14 protein-coding genes and 1 pseudogene are annotated in these 17,393 nt (G+C 53.9%); 8 read left to right on the top strand and 7 right to left on the bottom strand.

Annotated features, from left to right (window positions below; translation table 11 throughout):
• Positions 1-19 precede the first annotated feature (19 nt).
• The 5 genes from nrdD to sigG form a co-directional block, all read right to left on the bottom strand.
• Positions 20-2,050: an anaerobic ribonucleoside-triphosphate reductase gene (gene nrdD, locus AB1500_05585; GenBank protein ID MEW6182635.1), complete on the bottom strand. Its 2,031-nt coding sequence runs from the start codon at positions 2,048-2,050 to the stop codon at positions 20-22.
• 157 nt (positions 2,051-2,207) lie between these two features.
• Positions 2,208-2,705, bottom strand: a complete 498-nt coding sequence (gene nrdR, locus AB1500_05580; GenBank protein ID MEW6182634.1) for a transcriptional regulator NrdR — start codon at positions 2,703-2,705, stop codon at positions 2,208-2,210.
• Positions 2,706-2,879: 174 nt separating this feature from the next.
• Complete coding sequence (locus tag AB1500_05575) at positions 2,880-3,146, bottom strand: YlmC/YmxH family sporulation protein (GenBank protein ID MEW6182633.1); 267 nt, start codon at positions 3,144-3,146, stop codon at positions 2,880-2,882.
• A 315-nt stretch (positions 3,147-3,461) separates the two neighbouring features.
• Positions 3,462-4,097, bottom strand: a complete 636-nt coding sequence (gene spoIIR, locus AB1500_05570) for a stage II sporulation protein R (GenBank protein ID MEW6182632.1) — start codon at positions 4,095-4,097, stop codon at positions 3,462-3,464.
• 19 nt (positions 4,098-4,116) lie between these two features.
• Entirely contained in the window at positions 4,117-4,893 is a 777-nt protein-coding gene (sigG, locus tag AB1500_05565) for an RNA polymerase sporulation sigma factor SigG (protein ID MEW6182631.1), read from the bottom strand.
• A 244-nt stretch (positions 4,894-5,137) separates the two neighbouring features.
• On the opposite strand from sigG, the gene AB1500_05560 reads away from it, so the two are divergent.
• The 4 genes and pseudogenes from AB1500_05560 (at position 5,138) to AB1500_05545 (ending at position 8,540) form a co-directional block, all read left to right on the top strand.
• A complete protein-coding gene (locus AB1500_05560; GenBank protein ID MEW6182630.1) occupies positions 5,138-5,515 on the top strand; it encodes a hypothetical protein in 378 nt (125 codons plus the stop codon).
• A gap of 195 nt (positions 5,516-5,710) precedes the next feature.
• Positions 5,711-5,977, top strand: a pseudogene (locus AB1500_05555) (nuclear transport factor 2 family protein).
• 19 nt (positions 5,978-5,996) lie between these two features.
• Entirely contained in the window at positions 5,997-6,716 is a 720-nt protein-coding gene (locus tag AB1500_05550; protein ID MEW6182629.1) for a DUF2461 domain-containing protein, read from the top strand.
• 399 nt (positions 6,717-7,115) lie between these two features.
• Complete coding sequence (locus tag AB1500_05545; protein ID MEW6182628.1) at positions 7,116-8,540, top strand: MATE family efflux transporter; 1,425 nt, start codon at positions 7,116-7,118, stop codon at positions 8,538-8,540.
• Between the two features lie 227 nt (positions 8,541-8,767).
• On the opposite strand, the gene AB1500_05540 is transcribed toward AB1500_05545, so the two are convergent.
• Complete coding sequence (locus AB1500_05540) at positions 8,768-9,337, bottom strand: hypothetical protein (GenBank protein ID MEW6182627.1); 570 nt, start codon at positions 9,335-9,337, stop codon at positions 8,768-8,770.
• Between the two features lie 289 nt (positions 9,338-9,626).
• Between AB1500_05540 and AB1500_05535 the strand changes: the two genes are divergently transcribed.
• Entirely contained in the window at positions 9,627-10,091 is a 465-nt protein-coding gene (locus AB1500_05535; GenBank protein MEW6182626.1) for a hypothetical protein, read from the top strand.
• A gap of 67 nt (positions 10,092-10,158) precedes the next feature.
• Here the strand turns inward: AB1500_05535 and AB1500_05530 are convergent, their stop codons facing one another.
• Positions 10,159-10,980 (bottom strand): hypothetical protein, encoded by an 822-nt coding sequence (locus AB1500_05530; protein ID MEW6182625.1) that lies wholly within the window; start codon positions 10,978-10,980, stop codon positions 10,159-10,161.
• Positions 10,981-11,306: 326 nt separating this feature from the next.
• Here AB1500_05530 and AB1500_05525 point away from each other — a divergent pair, with 326 nt between their 5' ends.
• The 3 genes from AB1500_05525 (at position 11,307) to AB1500_05515 (ending at position 17,357) form a co-directional block, all read left to right on the top strand.
• Positions 11,307-13,517: a DNA methylase gene (locus AB1500_05525; protein ID MEW6182624.1), complete on the top strand. Its 2,211-nt coding sequence runs from the start codon at positions 11,307-11,309 to the stop codon at positions 13,515-13,517.
• Complete coding sequence (locus tag AB1500_05520) at positions 13,486-14,532, top strand: hypothetical protein (protein MEW6182623.1); 1,047 nt, start codon at positions 13,486-13,488, stop codon at positions 14,530-14,532. The genes AB1500_05525 and AB1500_05520 overlap by 32 nt, the downstream gene beginning before the upstream one ends.
• A 212-nt stretch (positions 14,533-14,744) precedes the next feature.
• Positions 14,745-17,357, top strand: a complete 2,613-nt coding sequence (locus AB1500_05515; protein MEW6182622.1) for an Ig-like domain-containing protein — start codon at positions 14,745-14,747, stop codon at positions 17,355-17,357.
• Positions 17,358-17,393 lie beyond the last annotated feature (36 nt).

Below are 17,393 nucleotides of genomic sequence, written 5' to 3'. Positions count from 1 at the left end.
CAGGGGCCCCCGCGTTTTTTTAATGCAGCGTTCCCGGGCCGCCGAGGTGAACCACCCGGGATTTCAATTCCGAAACCTTCGCGTCGTTAAAGCGATCGACCGTGGACAGGTAACCGGTTATCCGCCGCACCCTTCGGATCGAGGTCGAACCGCATTTCGGGCACTTCTCGTCCAAAACGCCCGTAAAACTGCACTGTTCGCAGAAATCCACCGGGAAGTTTATCCCGACGTACCCCATATCGTTCTGCGCCATATGCCGGATGATGGCCTCGACCGCCTCGGGGTTGTCCACCGGCGGGGAAGGAAGCTCTACGTAACTGATGTGACCGGCGTTGCAGAACTTATGATAGGGGCCTTCGACTTCGATCTTGTGAAAGCACTCGATCCCGAAGTGGACAGGCACGTGGAAGGAGTTGGTGTAAAAATCCCGGTCGTTCACCCCGGGAACGATCCCGAACTCCCCCCGGTCCGGTTTTATGAAACGGCCTGCCGTCCCTTCCGCAGGCGTGGCCAAAAGAGTATAATTCAGATTGTACTTGTCACAGGCCTCATCAATCCTTTGCCGGAGCCATCCGACGATTTCCAGCCCGAGTTCCTGGGCGCCCGCGTCCTGGGCATGATGCTTCCCCAAAAGCGCCACGAGCGCCTCCGCCAGCCCTATAAAACCCAGGGACAGCGTTCCGTGCTTTATCGCCTCCTCGATGGAATCCTCCGGTTTCAAACCGTCCGTGTCCAGATACAACCGCTGACCCATAACAAACGGCATGTCCTTTACTTTCAATTGCGCCTGGAGTTGGTAGCGGTGATAAAGCTGCTCTATGCCGAGCTGGGTGATTTCCGCGAGATGCTTATAAAACTTATTAATGTTCCGTTCCGCTTTGAGGGCCACCCGGGGAAGGTTGATGGTCGTGAAGGACAGGTTGCCGCGCCCCTCCGCTACCTCCGGTCCGCGGCGGTTGGCCATTACCCGCGAGCGGCAGCCCATATAAGAAACCTGCTCGCCATAAGGGGTGTTGAAGCTGGAATCCATAAAGCTGAATGTGGGGTTCAAGCGTTTTGAAGCCACTCTGACGGCCAGTTGGAACAGATCGTAGTTCGGGTCTTCCGGGGTGAAATTGACGCCTTTCTTCACCCTGAAGATAATATTCGGGAAGATGGGCGCCTCGTTCCGCCCGAGCCCGGTCTCATAGGCGAGGAGCAGGCCGCGCGTTACCCTCCGGGCGTCCTTGCCGGTTTCCATGCCCAGGTTGATGCTGCTGAAAGGCACCTGCGCCCCCGCGCGCGAATGCATCGAATTCAGGTTGTACACCAGCGCTTCCATCGCCTGGTAAACCTCATCGTCCGAAGCGTTAACCACATAAGGCGCCATGTCCCTGTCAAAGTCTGCGAAAGACTGCCCCCCGAACATGTCGTTTTGCGAGCTTTGGAGGATGATACAGGCAAGGGCGGTCGCAGAGCCGGGGCGTTTCGGCGGGCGGATGTGACCGTGCCCGGTGTTGAAACCTTCGGCCAGAAGTCTTCCGAGGGGAATCTGGATGCAGTTCAAGGTCTTAGCGTAGAAACCCAGGTCGTGGATGTGAATATCGCCGCGGATATGCGCCTGGGCAAACTCATCCGGGATCAACCGGGTGAGGTAATACTTCTTGCTTGCGGCCTCTGCGATCTGGAGCATCTTTGCCGACGGGGAGTTAGAAACGTTTGCGTTTTCCCGGCTGGTCTCGTCGAGGATCTCTTCCACGGCGTCCATAAGATCACTCTTCGCGTCACGGATCCGGGTGCGCCAGTTGCGGTACAGGATGTAAGCCTTGGCGGTTCTCGCGTGCCCGGCCTCGATCAGAACCTTTTCGACAAGGTCCTGAACGTCCTCGACCCCAAAGGCTGAACCGTTGTATCTGGCCTTGAGCATCGTAAGGACTTCGAGGGTAAGCCGCATCGCCGTTTCTCTGTCTTCCCCGCCCACGGCCCGCGCCGCCTTAAAGATCGCATCGGTGATTTTTGAGTCGTCGAACGGAACCTCTCGTCCGTCCCTCTTTCGGATAACCTGATACACTTAAACTTTCCCTCCCCTCATTTAATTGCCGTTACGTTTATACGATGGCTTTAGGTATCGGGACACTCATTTTCACCGCACTCCTTTTGAAAAGCGACTCGTTTTTAGTCGGAAACCCATCCCTTATCGGTATTAATTAATCTACTGGCGAAATGTGTTAATACCCGGATTCGTCTTTCTTTGCGGTAACACTCCCGTCTTCACGGTCCTTAAACAAACGTTCGACTTCCGCCTTAAAGTCGTGCCCGTCGCGGAATTCCCGGTAAACGCTTGCAAAACGTACGTAGGCCACCTCGTCGAGCCAGCGCAGCCTGTCCACAACAAGCTCGCCGATAACGTGCGCCGGAACCTCCGACTCAAGCCGATTCCTCAGTTCACGCTCCACTTCGTCCACGATCCGCTCGAGGTCCTCCCGCTTGACCGGCCGCTTGTGGCAAGCCTTCAAGAGCCCTCCGAGCAGCTTCGTCCGGTTAAAAATCTCCCGCCGGCCGTCTTTCTTGACCACGATCAGGGGAAGCTCGTCCACCCGCTCGTAAGTGGTAAAACGCCTGTTGCAGCGAGGGCATTCCCGTCGACGTTTAATGGTCGAACCCTCGTCCGCCGCACGGGTATCCACAACCCGGGTGTCATCGAAGGCGCAAAATGGGCAGCGCATACGGCCTCACACACAAAATGTAGTATATTATTTATCTTACACCACAATATTTTGGGTTGTAAATGCCAAAAAGGAAGGAAAAAGGGGGGAATTCCTTAATCTCTCTTTACACGCATTTTCAGGCTCGCCCGCATTCAAGCTCTTAAATATTTTGTCCCTGAATGTCGAAAGAACCTATCGCCGGTACGAATACCGAGCCAAATTTTCTATCGGGGCCTCAATAAGAATGACGTCCATGCCGATCCTTACTATGCTTTCCCAGGGGACGATCATCTCTTCATCCTTGCCGAAGAACCCCAGAAGGCGGGAGGGCCCGGGCAGCACCAGAGCCTTGATCCTGCCGTTTTCCATGTCGATATCGATATCCTTAATCAACCCCAAGCGCCGCCCATCCAGGACGTTTATCACTTCCCGCATCCTGAGATCAGATATCTTCAACATAGGCCGTCCCTCCCATTAAAAGCCTATGCCTTGCTGGTTATACTTAGAAGTAAACTAAGACTGCGTGAAAAAAATCGGCCGGCCCGGGGTCGTTCAACGTCCTTCCGGCTTACGGCCCGAATTGAGAACAGAGTTTCCGTCTATGATTTTCACCTCTTACATCCCGCTTCACACCTCTCATATCGCCGCGCCCGACGGCGGAATCCGAAATAGATACCTGGATATCGGGCGACTGTGATAATTAAGCCGTTGTGAAAAAATAAAAACCCGGTTTTAACCGGGCTTTTTTCTTTACGTTCTTTATTGTAGTCTAAATTACCGTCCGTTCTCGTGCCGCCGGACCTTTGTAGTCTGCACGACCTGCCGGACCGGCAGACCCAGATGACGCTGCGCCAATTCCCAGAGCCGCGAGCGAAATTTCACCCGCTGGCCGTTCTCGCCTCCGGCAAGGGTTTCCACACTCGCATCGGAGTTGTCGACGCTCACCATGCAGAGCGGCGGGAAGAGCACGCACCACCAGTTCTGCCCCTTACCTGCCCCAAGCACCACGCGGACCGCTTCGTACTCCCCTGCCGGCAGGGTAAGGTCACCGTAGGTCCGTACGGGGAAGTCGAAACGCCCGTGGTAAACCTGCACGCCGTAGTCCTTTCCGGCCATTGCGACTTCGCGGGAAGCAACCGCCTTTATCCGGCCAAGGTTGTTGTCAACCAGCCTCCGGGCTACCCGCACATCGCTGACACCCTTGAACTCAGGAGTCATCGTCTCGATCATCGCCCGGCGGACTTTCTGCTTCAACTTCTGGTCCACCGGGGTATCACTGTTTGGAATGATGTGTATCCTGATAAGGTTGTCGGGGTTGTATAACTCGACCGTCCGCTCGCGGAGCACCCCCACGGCAAGCCCGGTAAAAACCAGCCCCACACCTAATATTACCAGCAACCTGCGTTTCATTTCTTTCCCTTCCCTGCCCTTACATGTACTTGCGCATGTGGCCGAGCGCCGCCTTCTCGAGACGCGAAACCTGCGCCTGCGAAATCCCGATCTCGTCAGCCACTTCCATCTGTGTCTTACCTTCGAAGAACCGCATGGTGAGGATAAGCTTTTCCCGGTCGCTCAGTCTTCGCAACGCATCCCGGATGGCGATCACCTCAAGCCAGTTGGTATCCTGGTTCTTTTCGTCCCCGATCTGGTCCATGACGTAGATCGGGTCACCACCATCATGGTAAATCGGTTCAAATAGAGACACCGGCTCCTGAATGGCGTCCAGCGCCAGCACCACTTCTTCCCGGGGAACATTCAACTCCGTTGCTATCTCGTTCACAGACGGTTCCCGCGCGTTTTTACTCGCGAGGGAGTCACGCACCTGGAGGGCCTTGTACGCCACGTCCCGGAGGGAGCGTGATACCCTGATCGAGTTGTTGTCCCTAAGGTAGCGGCGGATCTCGCCGATGATCATCGGCACGGCGTAGGTTGAAAACTTCACGTTCTGGGTGAGGTCGAAATTATCGATCGCTTTTATCAAACCGATGCAGCCGACTTGGAAAAGGTCGTCGACAAATTCCCCCCTGTTCGTAAAACGCTGGATCACACTTAAAACCAACCTCAGGTTCCCGTTTATCAACTCGGACCTCGCGCCGCAATCACCTTGCTTGACCGCCTCAAAGAGTTTCCGCATCTTGGCCGATGTCAGGACCGGAAGCTTGGCTGTGTTAACCCCGCAGATTTCAACCTTGTTGATAACAGTCAACGCCCCCTTTGGCACGCGCTTTTATTGCGTCTCTTCGATTGTCATTATTGCCGCTGCGATTTTTGTTTATACTTTAGAACCAATTAAAAAACAAAATGCGCTGCATTTCGCGTTTGAACAACGCTTTTCAGAGATGTAACGTAAGCCCGGCGTTCGTTCCGTCTTTCCTGGACATAAATGGTAGACAAAATGATGCAAATCAGCGAAAATATTTAGTAATGAAAAAAGGGGGGGTGCCCGCCGGTTGGCAAACGCCATACTGATTTACACGGGTTCAGCAGTTATAATCCTGTGGGGGATAACCCACCTGATACCTACAAAAGCCGTGGTAAACGGTTTTGAGCCGGTATCGGAGGACAATAAGAGAATCATAGCCATGGAGTGGATGGCCGAAGGACTTACGCTCTGTTTCAAAGGCCTCCTGGTGCTGTTTGCAACGATGCTCCAAGGTTGCCGAAATCCCGCCACTCACACACTTTACATTGGATCCGGCCTGATGCTGGCGGTTATGGCCGGTCTGACATTCTTCACCGGTTTTAAAACGTCGATCGCGCCCATAAAGTTCTGCCCTTTTGTAAAAATAACGGTCGCGGCGTTGTTTCTCCCCGGTAGCGTGTTATGAATTGAAGGGGTTCCGGTAACAATCAGTCTGGAATTCATTTACAAAAGGGAGGTCCTGGATTTTGCAGGAATCGCGCGCAAAGGAAGAAGTCTGGCAAACCATCCAAACACTCAACCGGCTCTGGACCGCGGAAGGCAATGCCGATGAACTCAAAAACTACTTTCACCGGGATATGGTGGCGATAACCCCACCGACCGCACCCGCCTTGAGGGAAGGGACGCCTGCGTCGCCGGCTGGAAGGCTTTCTCCACAACGGCAAAAATCCATTACTGGAAGGAGACCGACCCCAGGGTCGATCTGTACGACAACGGCAGTTTCGCGGTTGTCACCTACTACTTCGATATGTCCTTTGAAATGGGTGGGCAGACCGTTAAGATGGGCGGGAGGGATATGTTCGGCCTTGTGAACGAGGACGGAAAGTGGTGGGTGGTCGCGGATCAGTTCTCCCCTTATCCGCGTTAGACGAAAGGAGGCGGTAACGGTGGGCGCAAAGGCGGACAGGTTTAACGGCTTCCTGCCGGAGACCGCAGAGTTCCTTAACGACCTTAGAGCAAACAACAACAAACCCTGGTTTGAAGCCCACAGGCAGGATTATCAGGAATACCTGATCCGGCCGCTGCAGGACCTGGTCGCGGACCTCGGGGGGTTCATGTACGCCATTGACCCGTTGTTTGAGCTGACCCCCGCGGTGAACAAGACGATTTCCCGAATCTATCGGGACACCAGGTTTTCCAGGGATAAATCCCCTTATAAAAGCGCCATGTGGATAACCTTTAAACGGCCGGGCAAGGACTGGAAGGACGCCCCCGCTTACTTCCTCGAGATTTCCCCTGAGTCGTACCGCTACGGGATGGGGTTTTACGGCGCCTCTAAGGAGACCATGGACGGACTCCGGAAGGTGATCGACGAGCAGCCGGACAGGTTAGAGAAGGCCACAGACTTTTATCCGAAGCAGCAGGAATTCGTAATAGAAGGAGAAACATACAAGAAGGCGCCGGGCGAAGACAAGCCTGAACACATCATGCTCTGGTACCGGCGTAAAAACCTCTACCTGGTCTGTAACAGGGAAATTGACGACCGTTTCTTCCACAAGAACCTGGTTGAAGACCTGACCCGCGGTTTCAATCTTCTTGCGCCCCTCTACCGTTTCCTCCGTGAGGTAAAGGATCAGTCCGCCCGTCAGACGAGGCGAATTCGATAATGAGCAAAACAGGTCAAACAGCTAAGAATCGCCTACCTTGCCGGTATAATAACCGATACGCTGGCTTTAATCCCAATGCTGCACCCCCCTATGGCGCGCTCGCCCATAGCATTATCCAGGTCGTACCGACCTGGATAATCCAGGCTGGGCTGATAATGCTATTCGGTCTCGGTTATATCGGACCTCGCCGTATACGGTAGAGATGCCCCACAAATCCTTCGACAGCGGCTTCGCCGCAGATCCCTCGCCTTCCAAATCCAAAGCGGGCGGTCATACGATAAAACTTCAAGCCCCCATAACTCTGCCTTTCTTTAGTGCGCCGAACTAAGTTATAATGGGCCGTAGACACGTCCGCCCGCTACCATGCGGACCACCAAACCGGAGGCCACTGGCTTTATCATGGCAGACCATACGAACGTCACCGTCAAAGCATACGACTCCCTATCCCGGCGTTGGTCGCGTGAGGGGGGATACGGCGAGTTCCTGGCCATCGCGGCGCCGCTGATTTTGGCTACGGGTATGTGGTCGCTGCAGCAGTTTATCGACAGGATGTTTCTTACGTGGTATTCCCCGGCGGCGGTGGCCGCCTCCATGCCCGCCGGAATGTTGAATTTTTCACTGACCTGCGTATTCCTCGGAACGGTGAGTTACGTCGATACCTTTGTCGCCCAGTATTACGGGTCGGGCAGGAACAGAATGATCGGCCCCGCGGTCTGGCAGGGCATCTACATCGCTGCGATCGGCGGTTTGATTTTGCTTGCCGTCGCCCCTTTTTCCCGGCAAATCTTTCAATTTATCGGTCACAGCAAACCGGTTCTGGAGAACGAGATCGTCTATTTCAGAATTCTTTGCATGGGCGCTTTCCCTATGCTGGCGTCCGTTGCGCTGGCCGGGTTTTATGCCGGCAGAGGGAAAACGTGGACACTGATGTGGGTAAACATTGCGGGGACCGCGGTAAATGTGGTTCTCGACTACTGTCTGATATTCGGCCGCTGGGGCTTTCCCGGATGGGGCATGAAAGGCGCCGCCGTAGCGACGGTGCTTTCGGGGTGTTTTACTCTTACCACCTACTTGGTTCTCATCACAAAGCATTCGTATAGAAAGGAATACAACAGCCTTCACTGGCGCGTGAACCGGCCGCTCCTGGCGAGGATAATCCGGTTCGGCTTCCCCAACGGCATACAGTTCCTGGTGGATATGGCCGGATTTACAGCGTTCATCCTTATAATGGGCTCCCTCGGAACGATTAAACTTGCGGCCACAAATATCGCTTTCAATATTAACACCGTAGCGTTCATGCCTATGCTGGGAAGCGGTATCGCCGTGTCGGTGCTGGTGGGGCAATACCTCGGCAAAGAACGGCCGGAAATCGCCGAGCGGAGCGTCTATTCCGGATTCCATATAACCTTTCTCTACATGGCATTCATCTCGTTGCTGTACGTTGTCGCCCCGGGTATTTTTATCATGCCTTTCGCTTCGCATGCCGCCCCCGAGAGCTTTGCAAGTATAAAGGAACTTGTGACCGTCTTGCTGCGTTTTGTGGCGATATATTCGCTGTTCGATACGATGAACATCATCTTCTCCTCCGCCGTCAAAGGTGCGGGCGACACCCATTACGTGATGCGCATGATGCTTATCGTGTCGCTGCTTGTACTCATTATCCCAAGCTACGTAGCCCTGATACTGCTGCATAAGGGACTGTATGCCGGGTGGGGCATTGCCTCAGCGTATGTAATCATCCTCGGTTTTGCCTTCCTGTACCGGTTCTTAAACGGTAAGTGGAAATCCATGCGGGTTATCGAAAGCACCCCGCCTTTGTTTTAGTAGTTCAAAGTTCAAGGTTCAAGGTTCAAGCTTCGAGATTCTATAAGGTAAAAACCGAGAAAGAAACTTCCTCAATTTAGTTTGAGTGCTCCGTTCAACAGGCCAAGGTATTTTCCCCATATTATCCGGTATTTATCGTATTAAATCATCGTGTTTTCGTCCGGCACTCAGAACCTGAGTGCCGGATTGGCGGTGAGACTGATTTCCGGACATCCACGGATTCATTGTTACGCGGTGCCTTTGAGCAGTCTCCTGCGCCTTCGCGGGGAAAGTGTCAGCTTCCGCGGCGGGGTCGGGACTATAGGCAGTTTCTCTTCGGGACTTGAAACCTTCATGTCCGGATACAGACTGTCATCTCCCAGCTTGGACACCAGCCAGGCGGTGCCGGCCCCGAAAATAACATGGTCAAAGAAACTCAAAAGATGTGTCGCAGCTTTTCTGCTTCTCACCTTCATCCCTAACTTGCCGGTTAGACCCCAGATGGCGACCCATTCCAACGCCCCGAACAGCGCTCCTTTAATAACCGCCCTGTCACGACCGGAGATCGAAAGCAGGTAGGCCAACACCACCCCCGTAAAACCAACCACGGTGTTGTTTACAAGAGAACCAACCACCTTGCTTGCCATGGAATTCGACTTTGCCTCTTCTTTTGGCAAAAAAAAACTGGACCCTGTTTGGTTGTATTGCTCATCGGTCAGTCCCAGGCGGTACTCAATGGTGTTTGCCAGCTTGGGCGGTAAGCTTGCTAACAAAGCGCAGCATACGCCAAGAACAATACGGTCTTTAAATTTCTTCATTCCACCCGACGCCCCCTCCTCCCTTGAGCCGTTTCTATCATCTTACCCCCGGCCGGTTTAAATAAACGCTGGAAATAGCCGGAACGTTTTCCGTGCAGGTACCGGGAAGGCCCGTAACCCGTCTTAAATCGGGGATACGAAGAGACTTTGAGCCGTTGTCTTGGCTCGAAAAGCCCCTCAACCTGGTTATTTTCGAAAAATTAGAGGATATATGGGTAATTATGTAGAATAGAATCGAAAGGTGAGTGCCCTCGACAACATACAGTTACATATTAAGGAGGTGGAACGGATGAAATACTTCGATGAACTGTTGCAGGAAGACGTAGCCTCGTACGAAGGCCGTCACGACGACCTCATCCGTCAGACACCGGCTTTTTTCCGGCTTCTTACACGTCTGCTCGATGACCCGATGCTGCCCCGGCATTTACGCCCGCTTGTCATGGCGGCCATAGCTTACTTTATTCTGCCGGCGGACATCTCGTCTGAAAACCCTCACGGCCCCCACCATTACGTCGACGACATCTTCCTTTGCGCCTTCGTTGCACTCCGGGTGGCGCAGGAGGTGAACTCGGAACACATCCTCATCAACAACTGGGACGGTGAAACACCCGTTTTCCCCCTGGTGCAGGAGGTTATCGCCCGGGAAAAAGACCTGATAGGCGAACAACTGGACCGAATCCTCCGGTTCCTCAGCTATGAATTCCTGGTCAGCAAGCAGCCCCCGGTGGTTAACAAGTCGGAAGCATTACTCTAAATCTCAGCGGTATTGACTCATTATTGCGCCCAATACGGGGCCGGGGAAGATATCCACGCTGCCTCCCTCACCCCTTTGCTGTTCCCGGCAAAGACGATTCACCCGCCGCCCTGCTGAGGAGTCTTTCCGAAACCGCCACGCCCGCGCTCACAAAGATAACGTCAACCCCCACACGGAGTACGATTTGAATCAACGCGATTTTCACAAACACGGCGCGGAAAAGCGTATACAGCAGCCAGTCGCTGCCGAACACCAGCACACCGAACCACAGCCCCCGCGCAAATGCCGAATTACCTCCGATTCCTTGTCTCAGGAGTTGATACATTACCCCCACCCACACTCCCAGGCAAAGAGTCCATATAAAAGTGGCGAGCGGTTCGTTAATGTAAGCGGATTCGAGATGAAGCACCGCGTAGGCGAAATACCGCCCGATAAGAAACAACAAGCTGATAACGGTAACAGAAACCAATGCGGCTGCGAACTTTCGGCCGTCAGCTTTCCCAATGCTGTCAGCGCCGGAATAAACCCCGAGCAGCACCCCCAATAAAAGAAACGATATCCCGTCCACAGACCCCGAATACAACTCGTATGACAGCGATGACCCCGCGATAAGCGTCATCTCGATCATGCCGATAAACCACAGGACGCCGAATGAAATCCCGTAGCGGAAGCCCTTGGAAAGCCTTGCCCCGGGCAGTTCCTTTTGGATCGCGGCAAAAACAGCCGCCGCCGCCCCGTAAGTGACGATAAAGAGGACGACAACCGCCGGTATGAACAGTCCTTTTTCGATGAAGACGCTCGGCGGCGCGTTGTAGTGAAACGCGGGCCCTAAACGGTGGCCGATGAGATCAACCGCCGTACAGCCCAGAACAATCCCCGCAATCTTCAACCATTTCCTCGAGTATATGGCCTTTCGCCTCCCCGGTTTTTATGTAATTATATATATAAGTAACTAAATATATACTATTCCTAATTCCGCGGCAGGGTCAACCGGAAACCGGAAAAACGTTTTTCGTGTCAAAGCCATGTCTATTTCTTAAACAGGCGTCTGGAAATCTCTTCTCCACCTGAAGCCGATTAATCTAAGGAGGGCGCTCTCGGAATAACCCGGAATATATGCCTTGGTAAACTCAGGTTTACCAGGGATTTATGGTTATGAGAGGATTACCGCGACCAAAGTAGAAGATATTTAATATGTGATGATTTCGGGGGATTATGATGATAGAGAAAAACTTCGACGTTCCTTTTATTGCAGACCTAGCCCTCCGTGAAAAACAAATCCAACAAAATTACCGGCCGATTATCGCCGTTCACAAATGGTTCGCCAGACGTCCCGGCACTTTGTTCCGGGGGCTTCTGCTGTCCGAGTTCAGCCAAGGCAACCTGAGAGAGATGTTTTATCAAGCCCATAACCTAAAGGGAATCAGAATAGCCGATCCTTTTATGGGCGGCGGAACACCTCTCATAGAAGCCAATCGTATCGGATGCGACATAGTAGGATGCGACATTAATCCGATGGCCTACTGGATCGTACGCCAGGAAATCGACCACCTTGACCTCCAGGCTTACCGCAAAGCCGCCTCCCATTTACTGAACTATTTAGAAGGTGAAGTAGGCTCTTATTACCGGACCAGATGCTTAAAGTGCGGATCTGCCAACGCACATGTCAAGTATTTCATCTGGGTAAAAACACACAGTTGCAGCAAATGTGGCTCGACCTTCGATCTGTTTCCCGGCTACCTGCTTGCCGCCGACACACGTCACCCGAAAAATGTGTTAATCTGCGGCGTATGCGGTGAGTTGAATGAAATTGAGGACCGAAAAAATCCCGGGGTATGCGAAAGTTGCGGGATAGCCTTAAAGCTTAATGGGCCTGCGATCCGCAACCGCTGCGCCTGTCCAAGCTGCGGCAGGACCAACTCGTACCCGGACGCTTTAAAAGGCGCACCCCGACACCGCATGATTGCGATTGAATATCACTGTCCTGTCTGTAAGCCGGACCATCAAGGACGGTTCTTCAAGAAACCCGATGCTGAAGATTTGACAAAGTATATGTCCGCATCTGCGGATTTAATTGCTCTGCAGCCTCGGCATACGCCCGGCGATGAGATCCCCCCAGGCGATGAAACCGACCGCCTTCACCGGTGGGGTTACCGGTTCTACCGCGAAATGTTTAACGAACGCCAGTTGCTGGGTCTTGAGTTAAGCTGCGGGACCATTGCGAAATGTTCTGACGAAAGGATTCAAAATGCGCTGGCGACAAACCTTTCGGATTTGATCAGGTACCAAAACATGCTTTGCCGCTACGATACTATGGCCCTTAAGTCGTTGGATGTCTTCTCTGTGCATGGTTTTCCGGTCGGTCTGGTACAATGCGAATCCAATATCCTCGGCATTACCAACGGCAGAGGCTTAAATGTAGGCAGCGGAGGCTGGTTAAATATTATCGAAAAGTATGCGCGCGCCAAAGCTTACTGTGAAAAACCCTTCGAAATCCGACATCAAGGCAGGCGCAAAATACAGGTTTTAATCGATGAAGAGTGGATCGGGCAACAACGACAGGCTCCCAACCTATTGGAAAAGCGAAGCGTTGAACTGTACTGCGGCAGTTCTACCCTCTGCAAACTACCTCATGCCTCCCTCGATGCGGTTTTCACCGATCCGCCGTACTTTGCCAACGTCCAATACGCTGAGTTAATGGATTTTTGTTATATTTGGCTGCGCAGGTTGGCGATTGACCGCAACGGCTTTCTTGCCAAGCATTCAACAAGGGACGAGAATGAACTCACCGGCAACGATACTATGGAGCGAGGACTGATTAACTTTACTGAAGGATTGGCCGCCGTCTTTATCAACATGGCGCACGCCCTGAAGCCGGGAGCGCCGTTTGTATTCACATACCATCACAATACGATAGACGCGTATTTACCTGTGGTAGCCGCTGTTCTTGATGCGAAACTGACTTGCTCCGCCTCGATACCATGCCCTTCGGAGATGGGCGCCTCTATCCATATCAATGGCACAGGCTCATCCATAGTCGACACCGTTTTTGTTTGCCGTTCAACGGGTTCTATACCCGGATATTTGATTGTTTCCAAGCCCGAAGATATTGCGAAACTTGTTAAGAACGACTTGGAACAATTACGGGCTGGGAATCTCAAACCGACGCGCGGCGATATACGCTGCATTGCTTACGGGCACCTGGCTCGTCTGGCCGTCTGGAACCTGCGAAAAGACTGGAACGATGGGATTCCTGTCCATGAGAAGCTAAGAGCCGCTGCTCAGGCTATTGAAAAACTCGGTGGATGGGCCGGGGTTGAGCAGCATCTTACAGATACCTTGACCTGTGCTCCCCCGTACCAAAGCTGGGTGGCCCGAGAGTATCAAACAAGCTATGGAGATAAAACTGATGAAATTCTCTTTTGAGGTTCCTTTCCCCGAAGTTGAAGCTAACCTTGATACATTTGTCTCTGCTGTTTTCTCATGCCTTGAATCGGAATTCCTCGTTCTCCCTAAGGGCGAAGGATTTATTGATTACCCGGTTTTTGAAAAAGGATACGAGTCACTGAAGCAAGCAACAAGCGGATTTAAGAATATACAAGTTGAGTCGGTAATGGATGTGGTTTTTCAAATCCCGATGTGTTTTATTGTTCTACGGACAATGCTTGGTTTCACCCCACCGGAATGGGCTTACATCGCAACCCAACGAACAGGGGTTGAGGTGAGTCAAGGGTTTGTTCGTACTTTAGACCGTGGTATTCGGATGGCGCCTCTGATTTCATTACGACGCAGTAACACTATAACCAGCAGGATAAAGGCCCTTGTGGAAATAGCTTGCCAGTTGCTTAACTCGCAGGTTCCGGGCGTGCAATCAGATAAAATACACCGTCTGGACAAGGCCGATACCAGAAACGGCCCCGATTCCATCAGAGCACTTTCAGGTATGGGAGTGCCTTATGCAATGCTTCTCTATGAGCGGTTCCTGGGTCGACCTTTTGCCGGACACAGAGACTCCGTTTCGGAGTTGGTCGGTGACAGTCTGGAATCAGCAATCGAGGATGTGCTCGTGAAGACAGGTATCAGCTACAGAAAAACGAAACGTGCGGAGCGTATCTCCGGTTTTGATCAGGCGCCGGACTTCATTATTCCTAGTGAGTTTAACCCGCAGGTAGTAATAGAAGCTAAGATCACTGAAGACGACGGGACAGCCCGGGATAAGGTAACTCGTATCCAGCATCTTGCTGAACTTAGTCTGATAGGACGGCCTGAGGACTCACCTAAATTTGAGGTAATCGCCTGCATCGCCGGTCGTGGCTTCGGTGTCCGCCGCGAAGACATGAAAAAACTCCTTCTTGCTACACGAGGAAAAGTCTTCACCTTAAAGACTCTGAATCGCTTAGTGGAATACAGCCGGCTACGGGAGTTTAGAACGACGAGATAACATCTTAGACTTTAAATAGATTCTCCTTGTTTGCACTCCTTCTTGTTCAAGAAAGCTGATCAAATTAGTTGACTTTACCTTGAATTCCAATAAAATTGGTGTATATAATTTAAAGAAGCTAATTTGACTGTGATTTACCGGTGAGAATGGTAAGGTTAAAAAGTTAATTGATTGAATAATCAGTATATTATTAAAGTAAAGGTACAAATGTTATGAAGATTTTTCGCTCCCTGCCCTTGCCGGTACGGTGGTTGTTTATTGTCGGGGTAGTCACCGTTATAGTGGCAGGCTTTGTCATGGTTGCATCGTCGGCCACGGGCCCGGCGGTTTGGTCCGATAAAACGCCCAGTCCCACAACCACCGTCTGGAAGCCGACCATCAGTGTGGTCGTCGATGACGCGGTAAATCTGGATGATAATTCTTTGATCATGCAGCTTAACGGGCAACCGGTCGACGCCGGCATCACCCACCCCGGCCACTGGGATTACAGCGATCCATATAACCCTGTGTGGGTTATTGACGATTACACCAGGGGCACGATTTCCTACACGCCTCCGGCGCCGCTGCAGGACGGACAGTCTTACAGCGTGTTTGTTTCCATTGCCAACGTCAACTCGGAAACATCCACCGATACCTGGTCCTTTGACGTCCAGATTCCCCCCGCGACTTTTTCTTCGGTGACGCCGGCGGACGGCGCCGTCGTTAATGTCGCAAACCCGGCCATCAGCGTACACGTCCAGGACCCTCTCAACGTGAACCTGGACAGTGCTTCCGTAATCATGCGGGTTAACGGGCAGCAGGTCGGCGCCGCTTTCAGCTTTGAGATTGTGGGCTATGATGAGGGCGGCCCGATTTATGACTATACTCAAGGTACGATCTCTTATACGCCTGCGTCGTTACCCGACGGAAACACACCCGTCTTTGTTTCCATCGCCAACGCCTACGGCAAAACGTCGGAGCACAACTGGTCCTTCACCGTTGCGGCGCCGCCGCAGCTCAGCAACCCGTCTCCGGCCGACGGCGCCACCGTCACCACCCGGACGCCGGCTATCTCCGCCCACGTAACGGATAACGGCACGGTTGCGAGCAACAAGATGCTGGTGGACGGCGTAGAGGTGTCCGCCTCGTACAACGCCGGGAGCGGCACCGTGAGCTACACGCCGGCAACGCCTTTGGCAAACGACGCCAGCCACACCGTCCAGCTTACGGCATACGACGCCGCCGGTTCGTCCAGCTCCCTGACCTGTACGTTCTACGTCATGGTCACCGGGCTCATGCCGAGCCCGGCGTGCACCGACTGCCACACGGCTTATCCCGGGGGCCACCAAAACATGAGCAACTGCGCCAAGTGCCACGGCGGCAGCCAGCCGGTCTATGATTGCCGGGAGTGCCACGGAACGGCTCCGCACGGGACAGCGGAAATCTCAGATACTTATGATGCTGGTCATGACGGCTACGTTTATACCGGCTGCGAGCAGTGCCACAACTCGACGTACAGTTATAAAATCCCGGTCCACCCGGCGGACCTCCCCGCCGCCCACGAAACAACGACCGACATGACAAACTGCCGATGCTGTCACCTTTCACGTCTAACCGAGGAACATTACCGGCACCTCGACGACACCGGCCAGCGGTACGACTGCCTGACGTGCCACGGCGGCGGCGCCGGGCAGCAGGTCAAAGACGCCGTAACTAACCAGCAAACTAACTGCGACGCCTGCCACGACACCGGCAGCCACGCGACAGCGCCGCACCCGAGCGTGCTTAGTATGAGTTGTTCTACGTGCCACCAGGACAGCCTGATCGTGGACTACTGGAACCCCGCCACCGAGAACGCAACCCACGGAAACTTTTCCAGCACCACCGACGCCTGTGCCGGCTGCCACGTCGCCCACGCCGCCCAATCTCCGAATCTGCTAAAGACGGGGCCGACCCAGGCGCACTTCTGTTACCTCTGCCACGGTCAGGGAAGCACGAGCGCGCCGTACGACGTTCAGTTCGGCAAAATCCAGGGATACGTGGAAGGCGTAGGGTCCGTCTGGTATCCCTCGACCGCGGGCGGTTTCGAGAGGCTGACGATTCCCGACGCCGGGAAGGAGTACAGCGTCTCCGGCGGCACATATGAACCGGTAACCTCGCGGCACAACGTCTGGGGTTACGCCGATGAAACCGGCGGTCTGGAATCAAGCGACCTGGCAGGCGACTATTTCATCCCGGGCGGTCAAACCGAGCTGACCGGCAGCGGCCTCGAATGCAGCTCCTGCCACGACCCGCACGCCGGCGGGCCGGACGCGCCCAACCCGCGGCTCCTGCGGACCAGCGTCCTCGATGGCACGTACACCGGACTCGGTGTAGAATTCCTCCGGGCGTCCACCGGCGTTTCTTACGGCTACCGGGTCACCGACTACATCAGCGGCAGCACCGCCTGGTGCGGCTCCTGCCACAGCAAGTTTAAGACTTGCGATCTCGATAACAACCCGGGAGCCGGACACGCGACCGAGCACCTCGGCTTATGGCGCCACCCGATGGACGTGCCCCACGTCTTCCTTCCGGACGGCGCCGACGGCGGCATCAGCACCGGCACCCCGCTGGAGGACCAGGGCGCTCCCGATACGTTGGCGTGCCTCAGTTGCCACCGGGCGCACAGCACCGCCGCCGTCATGGAAGGCTGGGCGACAAGCTGGCCGCGTTCCGAGGGTGGAACCGGCGAAACGTCGGCGCTGCTGCGGATGAACAACCGCGGCTTCTGTTATAATTGCCACGGCGCCGGACAGTACAACTCCTGGAACGATCCCCGCCTTGACTGCAGCGATTGCCACACCTAATAGGGCGGGTTCTTCCCAACCCGGACGAGCCGGAAG

Source organism: Bacillota bacterium, from assembly GCA_040755295.1.
Lineage (GTDB): Bacteria > Bacillota > Desulfotomaculia > Desulfotomaculales > Ammonificaceae > SURF-55.
Note: the sequence above shows the minus strand (reverse complement) of the source record. Positions and strands in the feature narration are given on the sequence as shown.

Coding starts and splice junctions, on each gene's coding strand:
- AB1500_05535 (MEW6182626.1), top strand. CDS start 9,627: ATGAAATACTTCGATGAACTGTTGCAGGAAGACGTAGCCTCGTACGAA.
- AB1500_05515 (MEW6182622.1), top strand. CDS start 14,745: ATGAAGATTTTTCGCTCCCTGCCCTTGCCGGTACGGTGGTTGTTTATT.
- spoIIR (MEW6182632.1), bottom strand. CDS start 4,097: ATGAAACGCAGGTTGCTGGTAATATTAGGTGTGGGGCTGGTTTTTACC.
- nrdR (MEW6182634.1), bottom strand. CDS start 2,705: ATGCGCTGCCCATTTTGCGCCTTCGATGACACCCGGGTTGTGGATACC.
- AB1500_05525 (MEW6182624.1), top strand. CDS start 11,307: ATGATGATAGAGAAAAACTTCGACGTTCCTTTTATTGCAGACCTAGCC.
- AB1500_05540 (MEW6182627.1), bottom strand. CDS start 9,337: ATGAAGAAATTTAAAGACCGTATTGTTCTTGGCGTATGCTGCGCTTTG.
- AB1500_05575 (MEW6182633.1), bottom strand. CDS start 3,146: ATGTTGAAGATATCTGATCTCAGGATGCGGGAAGTGATAAACGTCCTG.
- AB1500_05545 (MEW6182628.1), top strand. CDS start 7,116: ATGGCAGACCATACGAACGTCACCGTCAAAGCATACGACTCCCTATCC.
- AB1500_05520 (MEW6182623.1), top strand. CDS start 13,486: ATGGAGATAAAACTGATGAAATTCTCTTTTGAGGTTCCTTTCCCCGAA.